Origin of the sequence: Polynucleobacter sp. AP-Reno-20A-A9 (assembly GCF_018882085.1) — a bacterium.
In the GTDB taxonomy this organism is placed as follows: domain Bacteria; phylum Pseudomonadota; class Gammaproteobacteria; order Burkholderiales; family Burkholderiaceae; genus Polynucleobacter.
Map to the genome: position 1 here is coordinate 17,086 of NZ_JACVPB010000002.1, position 20,760 is coordinate 37,845.

Below are 20,760 nucleotides of genomic sequence, written 5' to 3' on the forward strand. Positions count from 1 at the left end.
GGAAACCTATGGCACGGGCATATATCGGATTTGGTGGCAATATCGGCGACACGCGTCAGCTTATTACTGATGCGATTGTTTGTTTAGCATTGCGCTCCGAACTTCAAATCTTGGCAAAAAGCTGTTTCTATCAAAGCGCGCCGGTTGAGGCTACAGGTGGCGACTACATTAATGCCGTCATTGAAGTCGAAACCGAGTTAAGCCCATACGGCCTATTGCATGTTTGCCAAACTATTGAACAAGAATTTGGTCGTGAGCGGCCCTATGCAAATGCCCCTCGGACTCTTGACCTAGATATCCTTTCTTTTGAGGGGGTTACTCAAAATGAAACGGATTTGATGCTGCCGCACCCCAGAATTATTGAGCGCTCATTTGTACTCCTTCCCCTTCTGGAGATTGCTCCTGATATCTTTTTGCCCAACTGGGGTGAGCTCAAGACCTACTTACCGAATGTGGCACACCAGAGAATTGAAAAACTCCCCTGCAGGAACTGCAATTGTGGGGAAAAAAACGTTTATAGCCAAACGGCGCATTAATTCATTAAACTCTCGCCATGGGTTACTTACAAGGCGACAAGCCAATCACAATTACTAAACTCCTCGCAATGCATGCTGAGGGTGAAAAAATTGCCATGCTCACGGCATACGACTCCACTATGTCAGCGCTTCTCAATCGTTGTGCTGTGGAAACGATCTTAATTGGTGACTCCCTTGGGAATGTTATTCAAGGGCATTCGAGCACTACGCCAGTGACCATTGAACAAATGGCTTATCACACCGAATGTGTTGCACGTGCCAATACTCATGCATTTCTCATCGCTGACTTGCCATTTGCAAGCTACGGAGATCCAGTACAGGCCTTAGAGTCATCCGCCCAATTGATGCGTGCCGGTGCAGATATGGTCAAGCTTGAAGGTGGTGGCGACTGGCAAATTGATGTCATCAGTCATTTGGTTGAGCGCAGTGTTCCCGTCTGTGCCCACCTAGGATTACTACCCCAATCCGTTCATGTCTTGGGCGGTTACAAGGTACAAGGTAAATCTAAAGACGCTGCAAGCGTTATGCTTGAGCAAGCACTTGCATGTCAAGAAGCTGGAGCCCAAATGGTAGTGCTAGAAGCAATTCCATCTTCATTGGGCGAAAGAATTACTGCTGAACTTCATATTCCAACAATTGGTATTGGCGCTGGTCCAGACTGCTCTGGTCAAGTACTAGTGCTGCAAGATATGTTGGGCATTAGCCCTGGCAAGCCACCAAAGTTTGTTAAAAACTTTATGGATGGTCACCAATCCATTGAAGCCGCCATCAAGGCATATGTACGCGAAGTGAAGTCCGGTAAATTCCCCGGACCTGAGCATGGCTTTGCTGGCTGATTGCCAGCTAGCCCACCCACTAGTTACTAACTAAAGAAACTCTTTACACCATCAAACCAACCCTTTTGTTGAGGGCTGTGTTTATCGCCCGCAGATTTCAGGCTGTCGTCAAACTGTTGCAATAATTTCTTTTGCTCTTCCGTCAGCTTAATCGGAGTTTCCACCAAAACGTGGACAAAGAGATCGCCTACCAAGGTGGAGCGCAGACCCTTAATACCTTTGTTACGCAAGCGGAATGTCTTGCCAGTTTGCGTCCCCTCGGGAATTGGAAACTCAACACGTCCAGCAAGGGTTGGCACTTCGATGTCGCCACCAATTGTTGCAGTTGCAAAAGAAATTGGCATTTGCACGTGTAAATCACTGCCATCGCGCTCAAATACTTTATGCGGCTTAACGCGCACTTCTACATAGAGATCACCAGATGGTCCACCATTGATGCCTGGTTCGCCGTTACCCACTGAGCGGACGCGCATACCATCATCAATGCCCGCTGGTATTTTGATCTCAAGTGTTTTCTGTTCTTTGTGTTTTCCACTACCGTGGCAAGTCTTGCATGGCTTAGGAATGTACTCGCCAGTGCCGCGGCACTTAGGGCAAGTTTGTTGCATGGAAAAGAAACCCTGTTGAACGCGTACCTGACCATGACCATTACAAGTGGTGCATGTCTCAGCCTTAGATCCGGGTTCTGCGCCAGTACCATGACATGGCTTGCAATTGCTCCAGCTCGGTACACGAATTTGGGTTGTGTAGCCTTCAGCAGCTTGCTCAAGAGTAATGTCCATGTTGTAGCGTAAATCTGCGCCCTTATAGACTTGAGGACCAGAATGACGGCCACCACCTTGACCGAAGATATCACCGAAGATATCCCCAAACGCATCAGAAAATCCACCGCCACCGAAACCGCCACCGCCAAATCCGCCACCCATAGATGGATCAACACCAGCATGACCATATTGGTCGTAAGCCGCGCGCTTATTGGGGTCGGTTAAGGTTTCATAAGCTTCTTTAACTTCTTTAAATTGGGCTTCAGCCGTTTTGCTATCGGGATTGCGATCAGGGTGATGTTTCATCGCCATCTTGCGATAAGCTTTTTTCAACTCATCATCACTGGCACCTTTTGCTACACCAAGCACTTCATAAAAATCGCGTTTACTTTTAGGCACGGCCTATTCCTCTCAACAACCTGAATGACACAAGTCGGCACGAGGCCGACTTGTTATTTAAGTACATCAAAACTACGTTAATGGATGTCTGATTGCAGAATTACTTCTTGTCATCAACCTCTTTAAAGTCAGCATCCACAACATCCGCATCAGGGGCGGCGCCAGGAGCTGCGCCACCAGGGGCTGCACCAGGTGCGGCACCGCCAGCTTTAGCTTGTTCAGCAGCCATGACTTTTTCGCCCAGCTTCTGACTTGCTTTACCTAAAGCTTCTGTTTTAGCTTCAATCGCTTCTTTGTCGCTACCTTTAATGGCTTCGTCCAAGTCTTTCAAGGCTGCCTCGATCGCTTCTTTTTCGGAAGCTTCTAAGCTAGCACCATGCTCTTCCAAAGCCTTCTTGGTTGAGTGAGCTAAGGCGTCTGCAGTATTGCGTGCAGTTACCAACTCAAGCGCTTTCTTGTCTTCAGCAGCATTGGCTTCAGCATCCTTCACCATGCGTTGAATTTCTTCCTCAGTCAAGCCTGAGTTTGCCTTGATGGTGATCTTGTTCTCTTTACCAGTGGTTTTGTCTTTTGCTGTTACATGCAAAATACCGTTGGCATCGATGTCAAAAGTCACTTCAATTTGCGGCATACCGCGTTGCGCAGGAGCAATACCTTCGAGGTTAAATTCACCGAGCAACTTGTTTGCAGCAGCCATCTCGCGCTCACCTTGGAAGCACTTAATGGTTACAGCAGGCTGGTTGTCTTCCGCAGTGGAGTAAACCTGTGAATGCTTGGTAGGGATCGTGGTGTTCTTAGGAATCATCTTGGTCATGACGCCACCAAGAGTTTCGATACCCAATGACAATGGGGTAACGTCCAAGAGCAATACGTCTTTACGATCGCCAGACAATACAGAACCCTGAATTGCGGCACCAACGGCAACGGCTTCATCTGGGTTAACGTCTTTGCGTGGCTCTTTGCCAAAGATTTCTTTTACTTTGTCTTGAACTGCAGGCATACGGGTTTGACCACCGACCAAAATTACGTCATCGATGTCAGCCACGTTCACGCCGGCGTCTTTAATGGCGGTTAAGCAAGGACCAGCTGTACGGCTGATCAATTCTTCAACCAAAGACTCCAACTTAGCACGGGTCAACTTCAAGTTCAAATGCTTAGGACCGCTAGCGTCAGCTGTCACGTATGGCAAATTGATTTCAGTTTGCTGTGCAGATGACAATTCGATCTTGGCTTTCTCAGCAGCGTCTTTCAAACGTTGCAATGCCAATACGTCTTTGCTCAAGTCAACACCTTGCTCTTTTTTGAACTCAGCAATGATCCAGTCAATGATGCGTTGGTCAAAGTCTTCGCCGCCCAAGAATGTGTCGCCGTTGGTAGAAAGCACTTCAAACTGCTTCTCACCGTCAACGTTAGCAATCTCAATGATGGAGACGTCGAATGTACCGCCGCCCAAGTCATATACAGCGATCTTGCGATCCACTTTGTCTTGCTTGTCCAGACCAAAGGCCAATGCAGCAGCAGTTGGCTCGTTGATGATGCGCTTCACATCTAAACCAGCAATACGGCCAGCATCTTTAGTAGCTTGACGTTGGCTGTCATTGAAGTAAGCAGGAACAGTAATCACCGCTTCTGTCACTTCTTCGCCGAGATAGTCTTCGGCAGTTTTTTTCATTTTGCGCAGAATTTCAGCGGACACTTGTTGTGGCGCCATTTTCTTGTCACGTGCTGATACCCAAGCATCGCCGTTATCAGCAGCAATAATTGAATAAGGCATTAAGCCAATATCTTTTTGCACTTCAGGATCAGTAAATTTACGACCCATCAAACGCTTCACTGCGTAGATGGTGTTTTTAGGATTCGTCACTGATTGACGTTTTGCTGGCGCACCAACCAAGACTTCGCCATCTTCAACGTAAGCGATGATGGATGGAGTTGTACGACCGCCTTCAGCGTTCTCAACTACTTTAGGTGCATTGTTTTCAACGACTGAAACGCATGAATTCGTGGTTCCTAAGTCGATTCCGATAATCTTTCCCATAATTGCTCCAAAAAATTAAATTGTTTGTTGTACTGATAAATATTTCGATACCCAGTAAATGGGGTCTAAAAAGGGGATTTCAAGGGGATAAAGAGCAAAAAAGGCAGAAATCTGCCTTTTTCTACCTTTTAATGCTTTTTTTGGGGGTTTTAGCCCTAATTTCGCTTATTTTGGGGCGCTAACTGTCACTAAAGCAGGTCTCAGTACCCGATCGGCTACGGTATAGCCACGCTGCAACACAGAAACCACCGTATTGGACTCTTGTTCGGAGGGTACCGAAGCAATGGCCTGGTGGTGATGTGGATCAAACTTATCCCCAACTGCAGGGTTAATTTCTGTCATACGACCTTTTTCAAAAGCAGACAGTAGCTGCTTAAGGGTAATTTCCAAACCTTCTTTGAAGGCTTTGGCATCACCAGCATCCGTGCTCAATGCGGCATAAAGACTATCAGTCACGGGCACTAAATGCTCTGCAAAACTTTCAATCGCAAATTTATGTGCCTTCGCAATATCCTCAACAGCACGGCGACGAATATTCTCGCCTTCCGCCTTGGCGCGCAAGAAATTGTCTTGCAACTCGCCAATCTTTTGATTGAGTTCGGCAATTTCCTGTTCAGGCGTTTTTACAGCCGGAGTTTCTGCTGCAGTTTCGTTAACTGGCTCTGCTGCAGGATTCTCTCGCTCTGGGGATGGGTTTTGGTTTTCTTGTGTCATGGACGCTATTTTACTTTTCTATAAAGATCACTATTACTTTGCAATATGGGGCTGATTACCGCAATTTCAAGCCTTCATTCTTTCGGCGATTTCAGCCCTTTCATTGCGCTTGGCTAACTCAGCCTCAGACTCGACCCCTAAAGACCAGCCCTGAAGGTGGTGATGGGCAATATCGCCCAGAGCCTCTATCCACTTGGGATTGCTATTTAAGCAAGGAATATAGCGATAGTCTTTACCGCCGTGTTCTAAGAAAATTTCGCGGGCTTCCATCGCAATCTCTTCGAGCGTTTCCAGACAATCCGCAGGAAATCCAGGGCAAAAAATATCGATGCGCCGACAGCCTTCTTTAGCTAACTTTTCAATCGTTGGGGCTGTATAGGGCTTTAACCATTCCGCCTTACCAAAGCGCGACTGGAAGGTCACAATATATTGACCCGGCTCTAAACCCAGGGACTCGCCCAGCAAACGTCCTGTTTTTAAGCACTCACAATGATAGGGGTCACCCTTCATGAGATTGCGTTTTGGCAAGCCATGGAACGACATTACCAAACGATCGCCTTTTGTAAAATCAGGACGGCCATCTTTATCCCAGCTCGACAATACTTGATCACGCAGTGCAGAGATGTAGGCGGGATTGTCGTGATAGTGCTTCACTAAACGCAGCTCAGGCTGGTCGCGCCAAGTGCCGAGAACACGAAAGACTTCATCAAAGCTGGACGCCGTTGTTGTGGCGGAGTATTGGGGATACAAAGGCAGCAACAGTAAGCGCTCCATACCCTGCGCCTTTAGGCTCTCCAGGGCTGCCTGTGTCGACGGTTGACCATAGCGCATTGCTAAGTCCACCAAGACGGTATGCCCCTCATTGGCAAATTTCTCACCCAACTCTTTTGCTTGCAAGCGCGAGTAGTGCATTAATGGAGAACCCAACTTTGGCAACCAAATAGAGGCATATTTTTTCGCAGACGCGCTACTACGAATTGGCAAAATAATACCGTTCAAAATGCACCACCAAATAATGCGCGGAATTTCTACTACGCGTGGATCAGAAAGAAATTCTTTTAGATAGGCACGCACTGCTTTGGATGTTGGAGCAGATGGCGTCCCTAAGTTCAATAGTAAAACTGCTGTTTTGGATGCACGTAGATGCGGGTTCTGATTCAAGATATGTTGTCTCTAGTAATGAGTTTTAAATATAAAAATTTAGATTTGCACTTAGGAGCTTAAGGCGCCCGATAGTAATTTTGAGGTGATATCCACAATTGGAATAACTCGGTCATAGGCCATTCGTGTTGGCCCAATCACGCCCAGCGTGCCCACAACTTGACCGTCTACGCTATATGGGGCGCTGATCACAGCGAGGTCCTCATAAGGCAATAGATCACTTTCACCACCAATAAAGATTTGAATACCGTCCGCATGACTTGATACATCGAGCAATTGCATGAGCACCGATTTTTGCTCCAACATATCAAACATCTTGCGCAACTTATCGAGATTGGAGCTTAAATCGCCGACATTCAACAAGCGACGCTCACCAGATAAAACCATCTCGCTACGACCCATGTCGTAATCAGCAACGCCAGTTTGCAAGGCCAAAGCCATTAACCCAGCAATATCTGTACGCAAATTATCTAAGTCGGATTTCAGATGCATGCGCACTTGATCAAAACTTTTTCCAGCAAACTGGGCGTTGATAAAGTTACCTGCTTCAATGAGTTGACTTGGCGTGTAGTCCTGAGTCGTTGGCAATATGCGATTTTGCACATCACCCTCTGGTGTAACCATGATGAGCAAAATTTTGCCCTCGCCCAAGCGCAAGAATTCAATATGTTTAAAAACCTGAGCCCGCTTAGGTGTCATGACCACCCCAGCAAAATGGGTCAAGTTCGACAAAATCTGCGCTGCTGAGTTCAAAACTCTTTGCGGGGAATCCGGTAAAAGACCCTTTTCAACCTCTCGAGCAGCCATCGCCTCTAGGGGGCGAACGGTCACCATAGTGTCTACAAAGAGGCGGTAGCCCCGGGGGGTTGGAATACGGCCAGCTGAAGTATGGGGGCTAGTAACAAGCCCCATATCCTCCAAATCCGCCATCACGTTGCGAATAGTGGCTGCAGAGAGGTCTAAACCCGAGAATCTAGACAGCGTGCGCGAGCCAATAGGCTGGCCCTCCTCGATATAGCGCTCGATGAGAGTTTTTAGTAAGGCGCGGGAACGTTCATCCATGGTGGAAGGGATTTTATGCCTATGGTTTAATCGTTATATGTTAAGCCCATCCCCAAATTCCAGCAAAAAGGCATTTAGCCGGATTGCGCTTGTCGGCAAATTTCATGCTGATGGCATTGAGGAGCACCTAAAAGACCTGGCCAAATTGGTCTCAGGGTTGGGTTGTGAGGTCTTTATTGAGTCTGAGACAGCCAATCACCTTGGGTTGAACAGCTACCCCACAAAAACTGCGCAAGACTTTGCTGGAGCAATTGACCTTGTCGTTGTTTTGGGTGGTGATGGCACCATGCTCGGCATTGCACGCCAATTAGCAGGCAGCAACGTTCCGCTAGTTGGAATCAATATGGGTCGCCTTGGTTACATGACTGATATCCCAATTCAGTCGGTTCAAACCACGCTACCCAAAATTATTTCTGGGGAATACGAAGCCGATACACGCACTTTGCTCGATGCCGTAATTCTTCGTGATGGCAAAGAAATTAATCGTGCGTTAGCACTCAATGATGTTGTTGTGAACCGCTCTGGAATTTCAGGAATGGTGGAGTTGGCAGTACATGTCAATGGCTCTTTTATGTACAACCAACGCTCCGATGGTCTGATCGTATCAACACCCACTGGCTCAACCGCCTATGCACTTTCAGCTGGTGGGCCTATTTTGCATCCTCATGTGGCGGGTATATTACTTGCCCCAATTGCGCCACACTCTCTCTCCAATCGACCTATTGTTTTGCCACAAGATAGCGTCACTGTGATTGAGGTAGTGAATGGACTTGAAGTCATTGTCAATTTCGACATGCAATCGCAAACCAATCTACAAAGCGGCGACAAGGTTGAGGTACGTCAATCCAATAAAACAATCGCCCTATTACACCCCAGCAATCACAGCGACTACAAAACTTTGCGTGAGAAATTGCACTGGAATGAGTATCCATCGACATTTTGATGTCGAGTTTTTTGCTACGCTAATACATGCTTCAAACCATCTCACTTCGTGACTTTGTCATTGTTGATCAGCTAGAGTTAGATTTCTCTAGCGGCTTTACCGTACTCACCGGAGAGACCGGTGCGGGCAAATCGATTCTGCTGGATGCTCTCGGTTTAGTGCTGGGTGAACGCGCTGATAGCAGCCAAATACGTGAAGGCAGTAACCGCGCAGAAATTTCCGCACTCTTTCGGATTGAGCTAGAGCTAGTGAAATCGTTTAGTCAGTGGCTTGATAGTCAAGGGTTCCCGCTAGAGGATGATGGGCAAAGCCTATTACTCAAAAGAACCGTGGAAAGCAATGGGCGCAGTCGTGCCTTTATTAATGGCAGTGTTGCCACGCTAGCGCAATTGCGCGAAGCTGGTGATCAATTAGTAGACATTCACGGGCAACATGCGCACCAACTCTTATTAAAGGGTGGCGCTCAACGCGAACTTCTCGATCGTCATGCCGGCCTACTACCACTTGCTGCAGAAGTAGCCCAAATATTCAAAACACTGGCTGACTCTCGTCGCCGACTTGAGCAAGCTGAAAATACAGGTCAAGATGTTGAACGCGAGCGCGAGCGTCTTGAGTGGCAACTAGAAGAACTGACTGAGCTTTCACCGCAAGAAGGTGAATGGGCCAACATTCAAAGCGAGCACGCCCGCTTAGCAAATGGGGCAAAACTGATTGGCGGCTGCCAAGAGGCAATTGATATATTGAGCGATGCCGATAATTCGCTGGAATCTTCGCTATCGAAGGTATGTACTACTGTAGGCGCTCTAGCTGAGCATGACCCAGCATTAGGCGAGATCAATCAAGCTCTAGAGTCAGCCAGCATTCAGTTGGATGAAGCCATTCATGGCCTTAATCGTTACTTACAAAAGATTGATTTAGATCCAGCTCGACTTTCTGAAGTTGAGGAGCGTATGCAAGCATTGCATAGTACGGCTCGCAAATACCGCGTAGAAGTAGATGGGCTACCAAAACTCGTGCTGGATACTTCAGAGCGACTGGATGCTTTAACAGCATCCCAAAATATTGAAGCACTCCGAGAGCAAGTTAAACAAGAGGAAGCTTTTTATTTAAAACTGGCAAAACAGCTCTCGCAAAAACGTAGCAAGGCAGCGAAGGAGCTCGGCGATTTAGTGACTAATGCCATGCAAGATTTATCCATGGCAGGTGGTCGCTTGGAGATTGCTTTGACACCCCTTAACGAGGGCGGATCCCATGGTCTTGAGCAAATTGAATTCCTAGTTGCAGGTCATGCTGGTAGCACTCCTCGCTCTCTTGCCAAGGTGGCCTCTGGCGGTGAGTTGGCCCGCATTAGCCTAGCAATTAGCGTGATAACCAGCAAGGCCTCATTCACCCCCACACTCATCTTTGACGAAGTGGATGCGGGTATTGGTGGGGCAGTTGCTGAAACGGTTGGCAAACTATTGCACCAATTGGGTCAATCTCACCAAATCTTATGTGTAACCCATTTGCCACAGGTGGCCGCTCAAGGCAATCATCATCTCAAAGTGAGTAAATCTCAAAACAGCGAGAAGACGGTATCGCAAGTGCAGATCTTGGGTAGAGCTGAACGGGTTGAAGAAGTGGCCCGCATGCTTGGTGGCGCCACTATTACCGATACCACTCGTCGTCATGCCCGTGAGTTGTTAGAGCAAAATTAAATCTGTATTAGCTCTAGCTAACACTTGAAGGTGCTTTGAATATCTCCAGCCAAAGTGCTTGAACTACATCTCTTGCCGCAATGAGCTCAAGCTCATTTTCTAGATTGATCTGGGTTTTCTCGGCACCATCCAAACGCAAGCGGTGTTGACGGGCCCTCAATAATCGATAGGCATCGCCAACGGATAGCGCAGCCTCTTGGGTAATTAAACCCACATTACCAGCGATTCGTAACAAGGCAATATTACCTAGATTGCCAATGAGTTGAGTGTGCTGATGGGCATAAGCTAAGACCAAGAACTGCACCATAAATTCAATATCGACCATACCGCCAGCATCGTGCTTTAAGTCAAACTCAACTTTGCTATTTGGATGACCCGCATGCACCTTACGGCGCATTTCTAAAATTTCCGTCCTAAGCTGCTCAATATTTCGTTTCTGACTTAATACCTCGGAACGAACTGAGTCAAAAAATTGGCCGACACCTGGATTACCAGCTGAGCAGCGTGCTCGCGTAAGAGCCTGATGCTCCCAGACCCAAGCCGCATTATCACCTTCACGAAGTTGGTATTTTCTAAAAGCATCAGCATTCGTCACCAAAAATCCAGCAGAGCCATTGGGACGAAGACGTGTATCGATCTCAAATAAGCTACCAGTAGAGGTAAACGCAGTTAACCAATTGATCATGCGCTTTGCCAGTAAGGCATAAATTTCTTGAGCAGCGTAATCTGAGTCTTCCGCTTGATACAAAAAGATAATATCTAAATCGGAGGCATAGCCTAATTCTTTGCCACCCAACTTGCCATAAGAAATAATCGCAAATGGAGGGCTAGGCTCGAGAGACAAATCAAACTTTTGGGCCACACTAGGCCAAACCCGCTCAAATGTTGTCTGCAGAATTAAATCTGCCAAAGCAGATAGATGGTCGCTTACCCGCTCTACCGGTAGCGCTTGTTGGACGCCAATACCTAGATCAGTCAATAGCGTGATGAAGGTTTCGTTGTGATGGGTGACTCGCAGGATATCCATCGCCTGCTCAGGGCCATCACCATCAGCCATGACATCATCGAGCCGCATATTGAGATTAGCGCGCACCTCTGCCCAATACCCCTCCGGATCCTCGATCAAAGCTCTCTCAGTTTGTGAGTTCAACAAGTGATCCAACAAATGTGGATGACGCGTCAGATATTGCGCACCCCATTGTGATGCCTTGAGTAAGTCAAGCACATTAGATAATGCCCTGGGATACTCGGCCAAAATAGCAAGATAGGCACTACGCCTCGCGATTGCCTCCAGCAAATCAAACAAGCGCAACAGCGTTTGGTCTGCATGTGCGGAGGTGGAGCTTTCAATCTGCAAACTCTCTGCTGCCTTGCACATCAAGTTATCGAAAATTAAACGACTTTTTTCCGGTAATAATTTTTGTTTTGGGCTATCAATCCAGGTCTGCCAACGAGCATAAGAATCAGGGAAAAATATTGGGTCAGGCGCCCAGTCCTGCGCTAAGGGTGCAATCTCAAGACGTGAGCCATCATCCAGTAAAAATGCTTTTCCAAAAAGTTGGGCAACCTTATTTTGATGCCGCTCTAGTTCGGTCATAAAAGCGTTTACCTGTGCCTCTTGACCTTGCATCGAAATTGCCAAGCGTGACCGCACTTCAGCGTCGTCAGGCAGATAGTGGGTTTGCTGGTCATCCCATACCTGAAGACGATGCTCTAAGCGCCTCAAGTACACATAGGCTGCCTGCAACGCGTCTACATCATCAACGGGCAAGATGCCACATTGCTTGATGAGCTCTAAGACCTCCAAACTTGGGCGGACTCTAAAGCGAGGGTCTGTACCACCCCGCATGAGTTGAAACATTTGCGCTAAAAACTCAATCTCTCGTATACCACCGCGCCCTAATTTGATATCACGCGAGCGCCCTTGATGACCTAAGGATCGCTTTTCTGCTTCCGCCTGAATTTGCGCATGCAAATCTCGAATGGAGGCAATTACACCGTAATCTAAATGCCGACGATATACAAAGGGGCGAATCAGCTGATCAAGCTCTTTTTGACAGCGAGAAAATTCTGGAGACCCTGGTAGAGGCGCGATTAATCGACCTTTAATCCAGGCATAGCGCTCCCACTCTCGCCCCTGAACCAATAGATATTCTTCCAACATATCCAAACTACATACCAGCGGTCCTGAATCTCCATTGGGACGAAGGCGCATATCCACTCTAAATACAAACCCATTAGCATCATGTTCAGCAAGCAGCTTGATTAAGCGCTTGCCCATTCGCGTAAACCATTCCTGGTTGGATAAACTCTTAGGCCCACCAGAAGTTTCACCTTCGTGCTCATATAAAAAAATCAAATCGATATCTGAAGAGAGATTGAGTTCAAGGCCGCCCAATTTGCCCATACCGACCACCATGAGGGGCATCTCTGCTTGTGTTGCGTTACTCCAAGGTAAGCCGAAACGGGCTTTGAGATCTTCCCGAATAAAAGCAATGGATACAGAAACAGCTAATTCAGCAAAATGGCTAAGCGCATGTGTAACCTCTTGCAAATCAGCCATGCCATTTAAATCCCGAAATGCAACCCACAGCATCAAACGTTGTCTTGCCAAGCGCAAATTGGCCATCCATAGGGCCTCGTCTTGCTCATCGGCCCGCTCCTCGACGCCACAGTCTTTTAGTAGAGTCTTGATGCCCTGTATGTCGACTTTTTTCCGCCCCTGAATACGGAGCCACTCCAGCCACTCAGGGTGAGCAGTTAGCCAACGTCGCGCATAAGTCGAGTGTTGCTCTAAAAAATCGATTTGCCGGGAAAAATCATCCATTCCCCCATATTAATCCGTCCCCGAGACCCAAGCCAGAAGCTTGTCGATCAGGCTAAGGCTGAACGATAATAGGGGTCATGCTGCAAAACTTCATCCCACCTCGCCTCAAGAGCGTGCTTGCTAAACGTCCTCAAGGTTCGAGCAGGGCTTGGCGAAAGCGTGCCCTCATCTTGACGGGTGCTGTTTTAGCTCTTAGCGTGCTAGTACATGTTGGGGTGCGGTTTGTTCTTTGGCCGCAAATTGAGAAATCTAAAGTCTCGGTTGAAAGACTCATTGGCGCTCGAATTGGCGCGGATGTTTCCATGGACTCTCTACAAGTTTCATGGACGGGAATTAGACCCAACTTTGAAATCGAAGGTTTACGCTTCAACGGTCCCGATAAAGCGAAACCATTCTTATTCATTCAGAAAATTAATGGGCAACTCAGCTGGGCAACTTTTTATCACCTAGCCCCATTCTTTCATGAGCTCAATATTGAGGGTGCTGAAATTTATGGGCAACGTAATAACAAAGGCGTCGTTACTGTAGCCGGCATCTCTATCGACGGCAAACCCAATGACTATTCCACTGAGAATTGGCTCTTTGCTCAAAATGAGATTCGCGTCAGTAATGTTAGATTATTTTGGGATGATCAACTCAAAAAGAAATCAATTACTTCAATAGATATTCAGAACCTTTCGCTTAGCAATGGCATTCGCAGTCATCAAGGCTCACTGAGCATCATTACGCCCTGGACCAAAGGACCTGCATCACTTGATATCGATCTAGTACACCATATTGGCGGCCAAGCGGGTAATTGGCGCGATTGGATTGGAACCATCTCCTGGAATGTAAACGAACTCCAGCTCACTCAAATAGCAAGTGAATTTGCTCTCTCGCTGAATACGCTTGAAGGGATACTGAACTCAAACGGTAAATTAAAAATTGACAACGGCCAGCCTGATGGCGGAGAAGTTTATCTAGCTGCCGATCATTTAATAATTCAACTATCAAAAGATGAAGATGCCATTGCCCTTGGGAGATTGGAAACCAATCTCACCCAAGAAACTGATAATGGATTGATATCTGTCACCACCAAGACATTTGCCTGGCGAGATATTGAGAGCCCAGCATCCACCCCTCTCGAAAATTTAAGCCCAATGACTTTCCGTTGGAGACCGCCAGCTGGAGATGGAGAAATTAAAGAATTTGGTTTTTCATCGCCAAAGATTTCTGTTGATGATGTGGCCTTATTTGCCCTCAATCTTCCACTATCAAAAAAAGTTCATCAGTGGATTAAGGCCTCACAAGCTGATGGTGAGTTACAAGATCTCGATATCAACTGGTCTGAAAGTAAATCACCCTTATCTGCCCTCAATATTCCTGGCGGATGGTTTAAGTCGAACAAAGTAGACTTTACTGTGAGCGGAAAACTCATCGACCTCAGCTTTGTTGGCATCAATAAAGCCATGCCCTCAGTATCCAAACTGTCTGGCTTTCTTTCTGCCGACCAAAACAAGGGAAGCATCTCGATTAAATCAAGCGAACTAGAGCTTGAGGTTAAGGACTTACTAGTCGACCCAAAAATAAGACTTGATCAAGCTAATGGTCAGATTTCTTGGTCAAAACAAAAAGGGAATTGGGTCGTTAATGCAAAGCAGTTGGCGCTTAGCAACCCTGAGATTTCAACAACACTCAATCTAAATTACATCATTGGTGAAGGCAAAAATCCTGACTTCATGAGTCTAGACATGGATTTTGCTCGGGCCGATCTTAAGACCGCCTATCGTTATTTACCTGTTGGCATGGGCAGTGATGCCAAATCCTATTTAAGTAAAGCCTTTGATACGGGGATCATCAAAAATGGTAGCTTGCATATTAAAGGTGACCCCAATGAAGTACCTTTCCCTAAAGTGGGTACAGGAGAATTCACTCTTAAACTGCCGATTAATGGCGCTACCTTCAGCCCAGTACCGGCCTCAACTACCGATCAAGGTATTTGGCCCGCCTTCAATAAAGTAAATGGCGTGATCAGTATGCAGAATGCCAACTTCACGGTAGATATTGATCAAGCAAGCTACAAACAAGTCGCGCTGAGCAAATTTCATGCGGAAATTCCTAGCGTTAGCGCAAAGCAATTACTGCTGACAGTAAATGGCGAGGTACAAGGTGATGCGCCACAACTGCTTGAATATCTATTTGCCTCACCTGTCGGTAAAAAACAGGTTGCGCTTGAGCGGAACCTAAAGGTTACAGGGCCCACCAACCTCAGCTTGGACCTTAACATTCCCTTGTCTGGCAGCGGAGACACCAAAACCGACATTAAATTAAACTTTCCTGGCAACAGGGTCCAGTGGGATAACTTACCGCCTCTGGATAACCTCAAAGGAAAGATTCGAATTACCGAGATCAATCCGGAATTCGAAGATATCACTGCCAATTTCCTTGGTGGCGCCATCAAGATTTCAAGCGCAACGCCTAATCAAGGTAGCCAGAGCTACAACATCTCGGGTGATATTAGCGCCAGCTTTATTAAAGACTACTTCGCAAAAGATTCATCGGTTGAGGTGGCGCCCATTTTGCAAGCAATGAGTGGTGTAGCAAGATATGAGGGTGCAATTCACTTCAATAAAGGCAATAGCGAAACCAATCTCAAGATTGACATGCGCGATTGGGCTAGCTCTGCACCTGCTCCTGCGAAAAAGCAGATGGGGACCCCTATGTCAGGCCAATTGACACTGAAGACGTTTGCAAAATCATCTTCCTCTTCCACTCGCTTTACATGGGATGGGAGAATTGGTGATGCCTACTTTATTCAAGGCGAACTTAGCAGTGATGACACCCTGCGTCATGCCGTAGGAATCGGTACTTCCGCAGCGCCCCCGGCCCAAGGATTTCAGTTAAATCTTGCAAGCGCGGAACTCAACCTTGATGTATGGCAAGATTTTTTAAACAGTCAAAAGAAAAAAATTGGGCCCTCTAAAGCTGAAGACACTAACCCAGTCAATATTCAAATTGCTGCTCAAGTAAAAAAAGTAACTTTGTTTGAGCGCAATTGGCAGGATCTGAATTTTTCAGCAAGCAATAAAAATGCCGCCTGGCAAATGCGTATTAATTCACCCTCCATCGCTGGTCAACTGCAATACATAGAGCCCAATAAGTCACAGCCGAGTGGCTTGATTAGTGGACGACTAGCGCGACTCAAGTTTTCCGAGAGAGTCAGCGCTCCAATTGAGGCCAAAAAGCCAGCCTCAAAAAATCCTCCCGTCAAAACTACGATTAAACCCGACTCTATTCCTAGTGTTGACTTAGCTATTGATGACTTCAACTGGGGTAAAGCTCAACTTGGTCAGGTGAAAATTAAAACCAGGACAAATAACAATATCCTTAATATAGATTCCATCCAATTTAATAATCCCCAGGGAAGTTCTGTCTTAACTGGTCAATGGGTTGGCGCCACTCAGAATCAAGTGGAGCATACAACGGTCAATGTCGATTTAGATATTAAGGATGCCGGTCAAATTATTGAACATTGGACCAGCCAAAAATCAGTTGAAGGTGGTCAGGGCAAACTGACCAGTAAGGTCGAATGGGATGGGGCCCCTTTCACGCCTCAATACGAGACCTTAGCCGGCAAGGTAACTTTAAATCTTGAAAAAGGTCGTCTGTTAGAGGTGAATACCAGCGGCGCCAAGCTACTCGATGTTCTCAGCCTACAAAGTTTGTTTAGATTTGCTACCCTGGACCTCAAGGGGAGCTTGGGTAACATTGTGACCAAGGGAACACCATTTAATTCCATTGATGCTTCTTTTGATATTAGCTCTGGGGTTGCCCAGACAAAACAATTCACAATGGGCTTAGATCAAGCGCGGGTTGCCATGAATGGGCAAATTAATATCCCTAAACAAACGCAGGATTTGCGTGTCACCATATTCCCAACAATTGATGCAACAGCAGGCTCATTGGCCGCCTTTGCCATTAATCCTATCGTGGGGCTAGGCGCGTTGGTTGGGCAATATTTAATTACCAGCCAAATTAACCGCAATCTCCAATCAGACTATTTAGTCCAGGGTTCTTGGGATGATCCAGAAGTGATTCCCCTGGATCAAAAGGGTCAGCCAATTGACTCGAAAACTTTAGACACCATTCGCAGTAAGGACTTGTTAAAAGAGCAAAGCAAACCAAGCAGCAATAGCTCTGGACCACAAAGCAATCCAAGTAATTCAGGCAACCCTAATAAAACTTCCAACTAAATCATCATGAGCCAATCAGCAAACAGCGCAGATCTCAAGATTGCTTCTATACAGATGGTCTCTACTCCTGATTTGCAGGAGAACTTATCTACCGCAAGTAGACTCATTGCGGCAGCTACATCTGACGGCGCACAACTAGCCGTATTGCCCGAGTATTTTTGCTTAATGGGCCTCAAAGACACTGATAAAGTGCGTGTCCGCGAAAGCCTTGGAAGCGGACCCATCCAAGAGCAACTTTCAGATATTGCTCGACAAAATAATATTTATCTAGTGGCAGGCACTATTCCGCTGGAAGCAAAAGATCCCAATAAAGTACTCAACACAACGCTTGCTTTTGGTCCTACTGGCAAGCAAATTTCTCGTTACGACAAAATTCATTTATTTGGTTTTCAAACAGCAACCGAGCGCTATCAAGAATCTGAAACGATTGAAGCAGGTAATGAACCGGGCATCCTAAAGATTGCAGTCAATGGAAATGAATGGACATTTGGCTTGAGTATTTGTTATGACCTGCGCTTTCCAGAGCTCTATCGCGCTCTTGGACAGGTAGATTGCCATATCATACCAGCCGCCTTTACTTACACAACCGGCAAGGACCACTGGGAAATCCTCTTGCGTGCTCGCGCTATCGAAAACCAATGCTACGTATTGGCCTCCGCCCAAGGCGGCACCCATCAAAATCAACGTCGCACTTGGGGTAACAGTATGTTGATTGATCCTTGGGGCAGTATCTTGGCCAACCTCCCCGAGGGGGAAGGCTTTATTTCTGGGGTTTTGTGCAAAGATAAATTAAACGAGGTACGCTCTAAGTTACCCGCACTTGCGCATCGCAAGCTTTAAAGAAAGATTTTCTGAATCACATGAATGCACCAGAAGCACTATTTCCCGCTAATTGGACCAAAGCCAAAAAGCAAGCAGACCTCATCAAATTAGCCAAATCTATTTTGCTAGAACCAACAGGCTTATCTGAGCAAGATTTGCACGGCACCTTTGGAAATCTATTTGCCCATCGCCTTGATGATGCAGATCTCTACTTCCAACACACTCGTAGCGAGAGCTGGAGTCTTGAAGAAGGTATCGTTAAATCCGGCAGCTTTAATATTGATCAAGGCGTCGGTGTGCGCGCTATTTATGGCGATAAAACAGCTTTTGCTTATTCAGATGAAATTAATTTAGAGGCTTTAAATAAAGCGGCAAAAGCCACTCGAGTGATTGGACCCGAGGGCGGTAAGCAGGCGGTTGCAAGCAAACTATTTAACCCCGTATCCAATAAGCTCTACTCCGATGTCAATCCTTTAGATTCTCTTCAGCCCAAAGAAAAAATTGCATTACTAGAAAGCATCGAGCGTCGGGCTAAAGCACGTGACCCAAGAATCATCCAGGTAATGGCAAGTCTGGCCGGAGAATTTGATGTCGTATTAGTGGTGCGAGCAGATGGCTTATTAGCCGCAGATGTTCGCCCTCTGGTGCGCGTTTCGGTACACGTCATCGCAGAACAGAATGGTCGCCGTGAATCAGGCTCCTCTGGCGGCGGCGCACGTCATGACTATCTCTACTTCGATACGGAGTTAATTAATCGCTATGTCGATGAAGCAGTTGATGGCGCCTTAGTGAACCTCGAATCTCGCCCAGCACCTGCTGGCCCAATGACAGTGGTCATGGGACCGGGCTGGCCTGGCGTTTTATTGCATGAGGCAGTAGGTCATGGTCTCGAGGGAGACTTTAATCGCAAAGGATCCTCTGCTTTTGCCGGTCGCATTGGGCAGCGCGTTGCGGCTAAGGGCGTTACCGTTGTGGATGATGGCACCTTATCTGGGCGCAGAGGCTCTTTGAATATCGATGACGAAGGCACTCCGACTCAATGCACTACCTTAATTGAGGACGGCATCTTGAAAGGTTACATTCAAGATAGCCTGAATGCCCGACTCATGAATATGCCCCTCACCGGCAATGGTCGCCGTGAAAGCTTTGCTTCACTGCCAATGCCGCGCATGACCAATACCTATATGTTGGCCGGCAAAGATGATCCTCAAGAGATTGTTGCTAGTATCAAGCGCGGCTTATATGCAGTGAACTTTGGTGGTGGCCAGGTTGATATCACTAGTGGCAAATTTGTTTTCTCTGCTTCAGAGGCCTACTGGGTTGAAAACGGCAAAATCCAATACCCCGTAAAAGGCGCCACCATTATTGGTAGCGGACCAGAATCCCTAAAACAGGTTTCCATGATCGGAAATGACCTGAAATTAGACGGTGGGGTGGGGGTTTGCGGGAAGGAAGGGCAAAGCGTTCCAGTCGGGGTTGGACAGCCTACCCTAAGGATTGACAGCCTGACCGTGGGTGGGACTGCCTAATATTGGCTAATTACGGCTTAAAATAGCCGGATGAGCCAACAAAATACGAATCCCGCTAATTGGTACTCCGCTGTCGACAAGACTTCAGATACTGACGATCAACGCATTGACAACATTTCTGTTCTGCCTCCGCCAGAGCATTTAATCCGCTTCTTTCCGATTTCTGGAACTCCGACTGAAGCGTTGATCAGCAACACTCGCAAAAAGATCCGCGACATTATTCATGGCAAAGATGACCGTTTACTCGTAATCATTGGACCATGCTCTATTCATGATCCAAAAGCGGCACTGGAATATTGCCAACGCCTCTTAGCTGAGCGTGAGCGTTTTTCTGGTGAATTAGAAATTGTGATGCGTGTGTATTTTGAGAAGCCACGCACTACCGTTGGCTGGAAAGGTTTGATCAATGACCCTTACTTAGATGAAAGCTATCGCATCGAAGAAGGTCTCCGCCTTGCGCGCCAAGTATTGATGGAAATTAATCGCCTAGGAATGCCAGCTGGTAGCGAGTTTTTGGATGTGATCTCACCGCAATATATTGCTGACCTCATTTCTTGGGGCGCAATTGGTGCACGCACTACCGAGAGCCAAGTTCACCGTGAACTTGCTTCCGGACTTTCCGCACCTATCGGATTTAAGAACGGCACTGATGGCAACATCAAAATTGCAACTGATGCCATTCAAGCAGCAGGTCGTCCACATCACTTCTTATCCGTTCATAAAAATGGTCAAGTATCCGTTGTGGAAACTAAAGGCAATAAAGACTGTCACGTGATTTTGCGTGGCGGTAAAGAGCCAAACTACGAAGCACAGTTTGTGCAGGCAGCCTGCTCTGAGCTAGAAGCAGCCAAGCTTCCAGCCAGTTTGATGGTGGATTTGTCACATGCCAATTCAAGCAAGAAGCATGAGCGTCAAATTGTGGTTGCTGACGATGTAGCGCAGCAAATTGAATCTGGTTCACATCAGATTTTTGGTGTGATGGTGGAAAGCCATCTGAATGATGGCGCCCAGAAATTTACGCCAGGAAAAGATGATCCAAGCAATTTGGAATACGGTAAGAGTATTACTGATGCCTGCATTAACTGGGATGATTCTGTGAAAGTATTAGAGCGTCTGGCTACGGCCGTTAAGAATCGTAGAAGCAAGAAAAAATAATGTAGTTGTATTTCTAATTGCTAAGGAATAAAACTAAAAGAGACT

Annotated in this window: 14 protein-coding genes; 8 read left to right on the forward strand and 6 right to left on the reverse strand. The window is 46.8% G+C overall.

Annotated features, from left to right (window positions below):
• Positions 1 to 8: 8 nt before the first annotated feature.
• Both folK and panB read left to right on the forward strand, forming a co-directional pair.
• Positions 9 to 536: a 2-amino-4-hydroxy-6-hydroxymethyldihydropteridine diphosphokinase gene (folK, locus tag ICN39_RS01790; RefSeq protein ID WP_216232428.1), complete on the forward strand. Its 528-nt coding sequence runs from the start codon at positions 9 to 11 to the stop codon at positions 534 to 536.
• Positions 537 to 553: 17 nt separating this feature from the next.
• A complete protein-coding gene (gene panB / locus ICN39_RS01795; protein ID WP_216232429.1) occupies positions 554 to 1,372 on the forward strand; it encodes a 3-methyl-2-oxobutanoate hydroxymethyltransferase in 819 nt (272 codons plus the stop codon).
• A gap of 26 nt (positions 1,373 to 1,398) precedes the next feature.
• Here panB and dnaJ read toward each other — a convergent pair whose 3' ends face one another.
• The 5 genes from dnaJ to hrcA form a co-directional block, all read right to left on the reverse strand.
• Entirely contained in the window at positions 1,399 to 2,535 is a 1,137-nt protein-coding gene (dnaJ, locus tag ICN39_RS01800; protein WP_216232430.1) for a molecular chaperone DnaJ, read from the reverse strand.
• A gap of 100 nt (positions 2,536 to 2,635) precedes the next feature.
• Positions 2,636 to 4,573 carry a molecular chaperone DnaK gene (gene dnaK, locus ICN39_RS01805; RefSeq protein ID WP_216232431.1) on the reverse strand — a complete coding sequence of 646 codons (1,938 nt, stop codon included), beginning with the start codon at positions 4,571 to 4,573 and terminating at the stop codon, positions 2,636 to 2,638.
• A gap of 165 nt (positions 4,574 to 4,738) precedes the next feature.
• Positions 4,739 to 5,287 carry a nucleotide exchange factor GrpE gene (gene grpE / locus ICN39_RS01810; protein ID WP_216232432.1) on the reverse strand — a complete coding sequence of 183 codons (549 nt, stop codon included), beginning with the start codon at positions 5,285 to 5,287 and terminating at the stop codon, positions 4,739 to 4,741.
• A gap of 66 nt (positions 5,288 to 5,353) precedes the next feature.
• Complete coding sequence (gene hemH, locus ICN39_RS01815; RefSeq protein WP_216232433.1) at positions 5,354 to 6,448, reverse strand: ferrochelatase; 1,095 nt, start codon at positions 6,446 to 6,448, stop codon at positions 5,354 to 5,356.
• A gap of 51 nt (positions 6,449 to 6,499) precedes the next feature.
• A complete protein-coding gene (hrcA, locus tag ICN39_RS01820) occupies positions 6,500 to 7,510 on the reverse strand; it encodes a heat-inducible transcriptional repressor HrcA (RefSeq protein WP_216232434.1) in 1,011 nt (336 codons plus the stop codon).
• Between the two features lie 37 nt (positions 7,511 to 7,547).
• On the opposite strand from hrcA, the gene ICN39_RS01825 reads away from it, so the two are divergent.
• Entirely contained in the window at positions 7,548 to 8,453 is a 906-nt protein-coding gene (locus ICN39_RS01825) for an NAD kinase (protein WP_216232435.1), read from the forward strand.
• A gap of 26 nt (positions 8,454 to 8,479) precedes the next feature.
• Positions 8,480 to 10,150 (forward strand): DNA repair protein RecN, encoded by a 1,671-nt coding sequence (gene recN / locus ICN39_RS01830; protein ID WP_216232436.1) that lies wholly within the window; start codon positions 8,480 to 8,482, stop codon positions 10,148 to 10,150.
• A gap of 13 nt (positions 10,151 to 10,163) precedes the next feature.
• On the opposite strand, the gene glnE is transcribed toward recN, so the two are convergent.
• Positions 10,164 to 12,977 (reverse strand): bifunctional [glutamate--ammonia ligase]-adenylyl-L-tyrosine phosphorylase/[glutamate--ammonia-ligase] adenylyltransferase, encoded by a 2,814-nt coding sequence (glnE, locus tag ICN39_RS01835; protein ID WP_216232437.1) that lies wholly within the window; start codon positions 12,975 to 12,977, stop codon positions 10,164 to 10,166.
• A 77-nt stretch (positions 12,978 to 13,054) separates the two neighbouring features.
• On the opposite strand from glnE, the gene ICN39_RS01840 reads away from it, so the two are divergent.
• Genes ICN39_RS01840 through ICN39_RS01855 form a run of 4 tightly spaced genes read left to right on the forward strand, consistent with a single transcriptional unit; the run spans position 13,055 to position 20,715 of the window.
• Positions 13,055 to 17,209 (forward strand): YhdP family protein, encoded by a 4,155-nt coding sequence (locus ICN39_RS01840; protein ID WP_216232438.1) that lies wholly within the window; start codon positions 13,055 to 13,057, stop codon positions 17,207 to 17,209.
• Positions 17,210 to 17,215: 6 nt separating this feature from the next.
• Complete coding sequence (locus ICN39_RS01845; protein ID WP_216232439.1) at positions 17,216 to 18,049, forward strand: carbon-nitrogen hydrolase family protein; 834 nt, start codon at positions 17,216 to 17,218, stop codon at positions 18,047 to 18,049.
• A 20-nt stretch (positions 18,050 to 18,069) separates the two neighbouring features.
• The gene (tldD, locus tag ICN39_RS01850) at positions 18,070 to 19,560 is read left to right on the forward strand and encodes a metalloprotease TldD (RefSeq protein WP_255532249.1); all 1,491 of its coding nucleotides are present in this window, start codon (positions 18,070 to 18,072) and stop codon (positions 19,558 to 19,560) included.
• Between the two features lie 30 nt (positions 19,561 to 19,590).
• Positions 19,591 to 20,715, forward strand: coding sequence for a 3-deoxy-7-phosphoheptulonate synthase (locus ICN39_RS01855; RefSeq protein ID WP_216232440.1), 1,125 nt, complete (start codon positions 19,591 to 19,593; stop codon positions 20,713 to 20,715).
• The last annotated feature ends 45 nt before the right edge of the window (positions 20,716 to 20,760 follow it).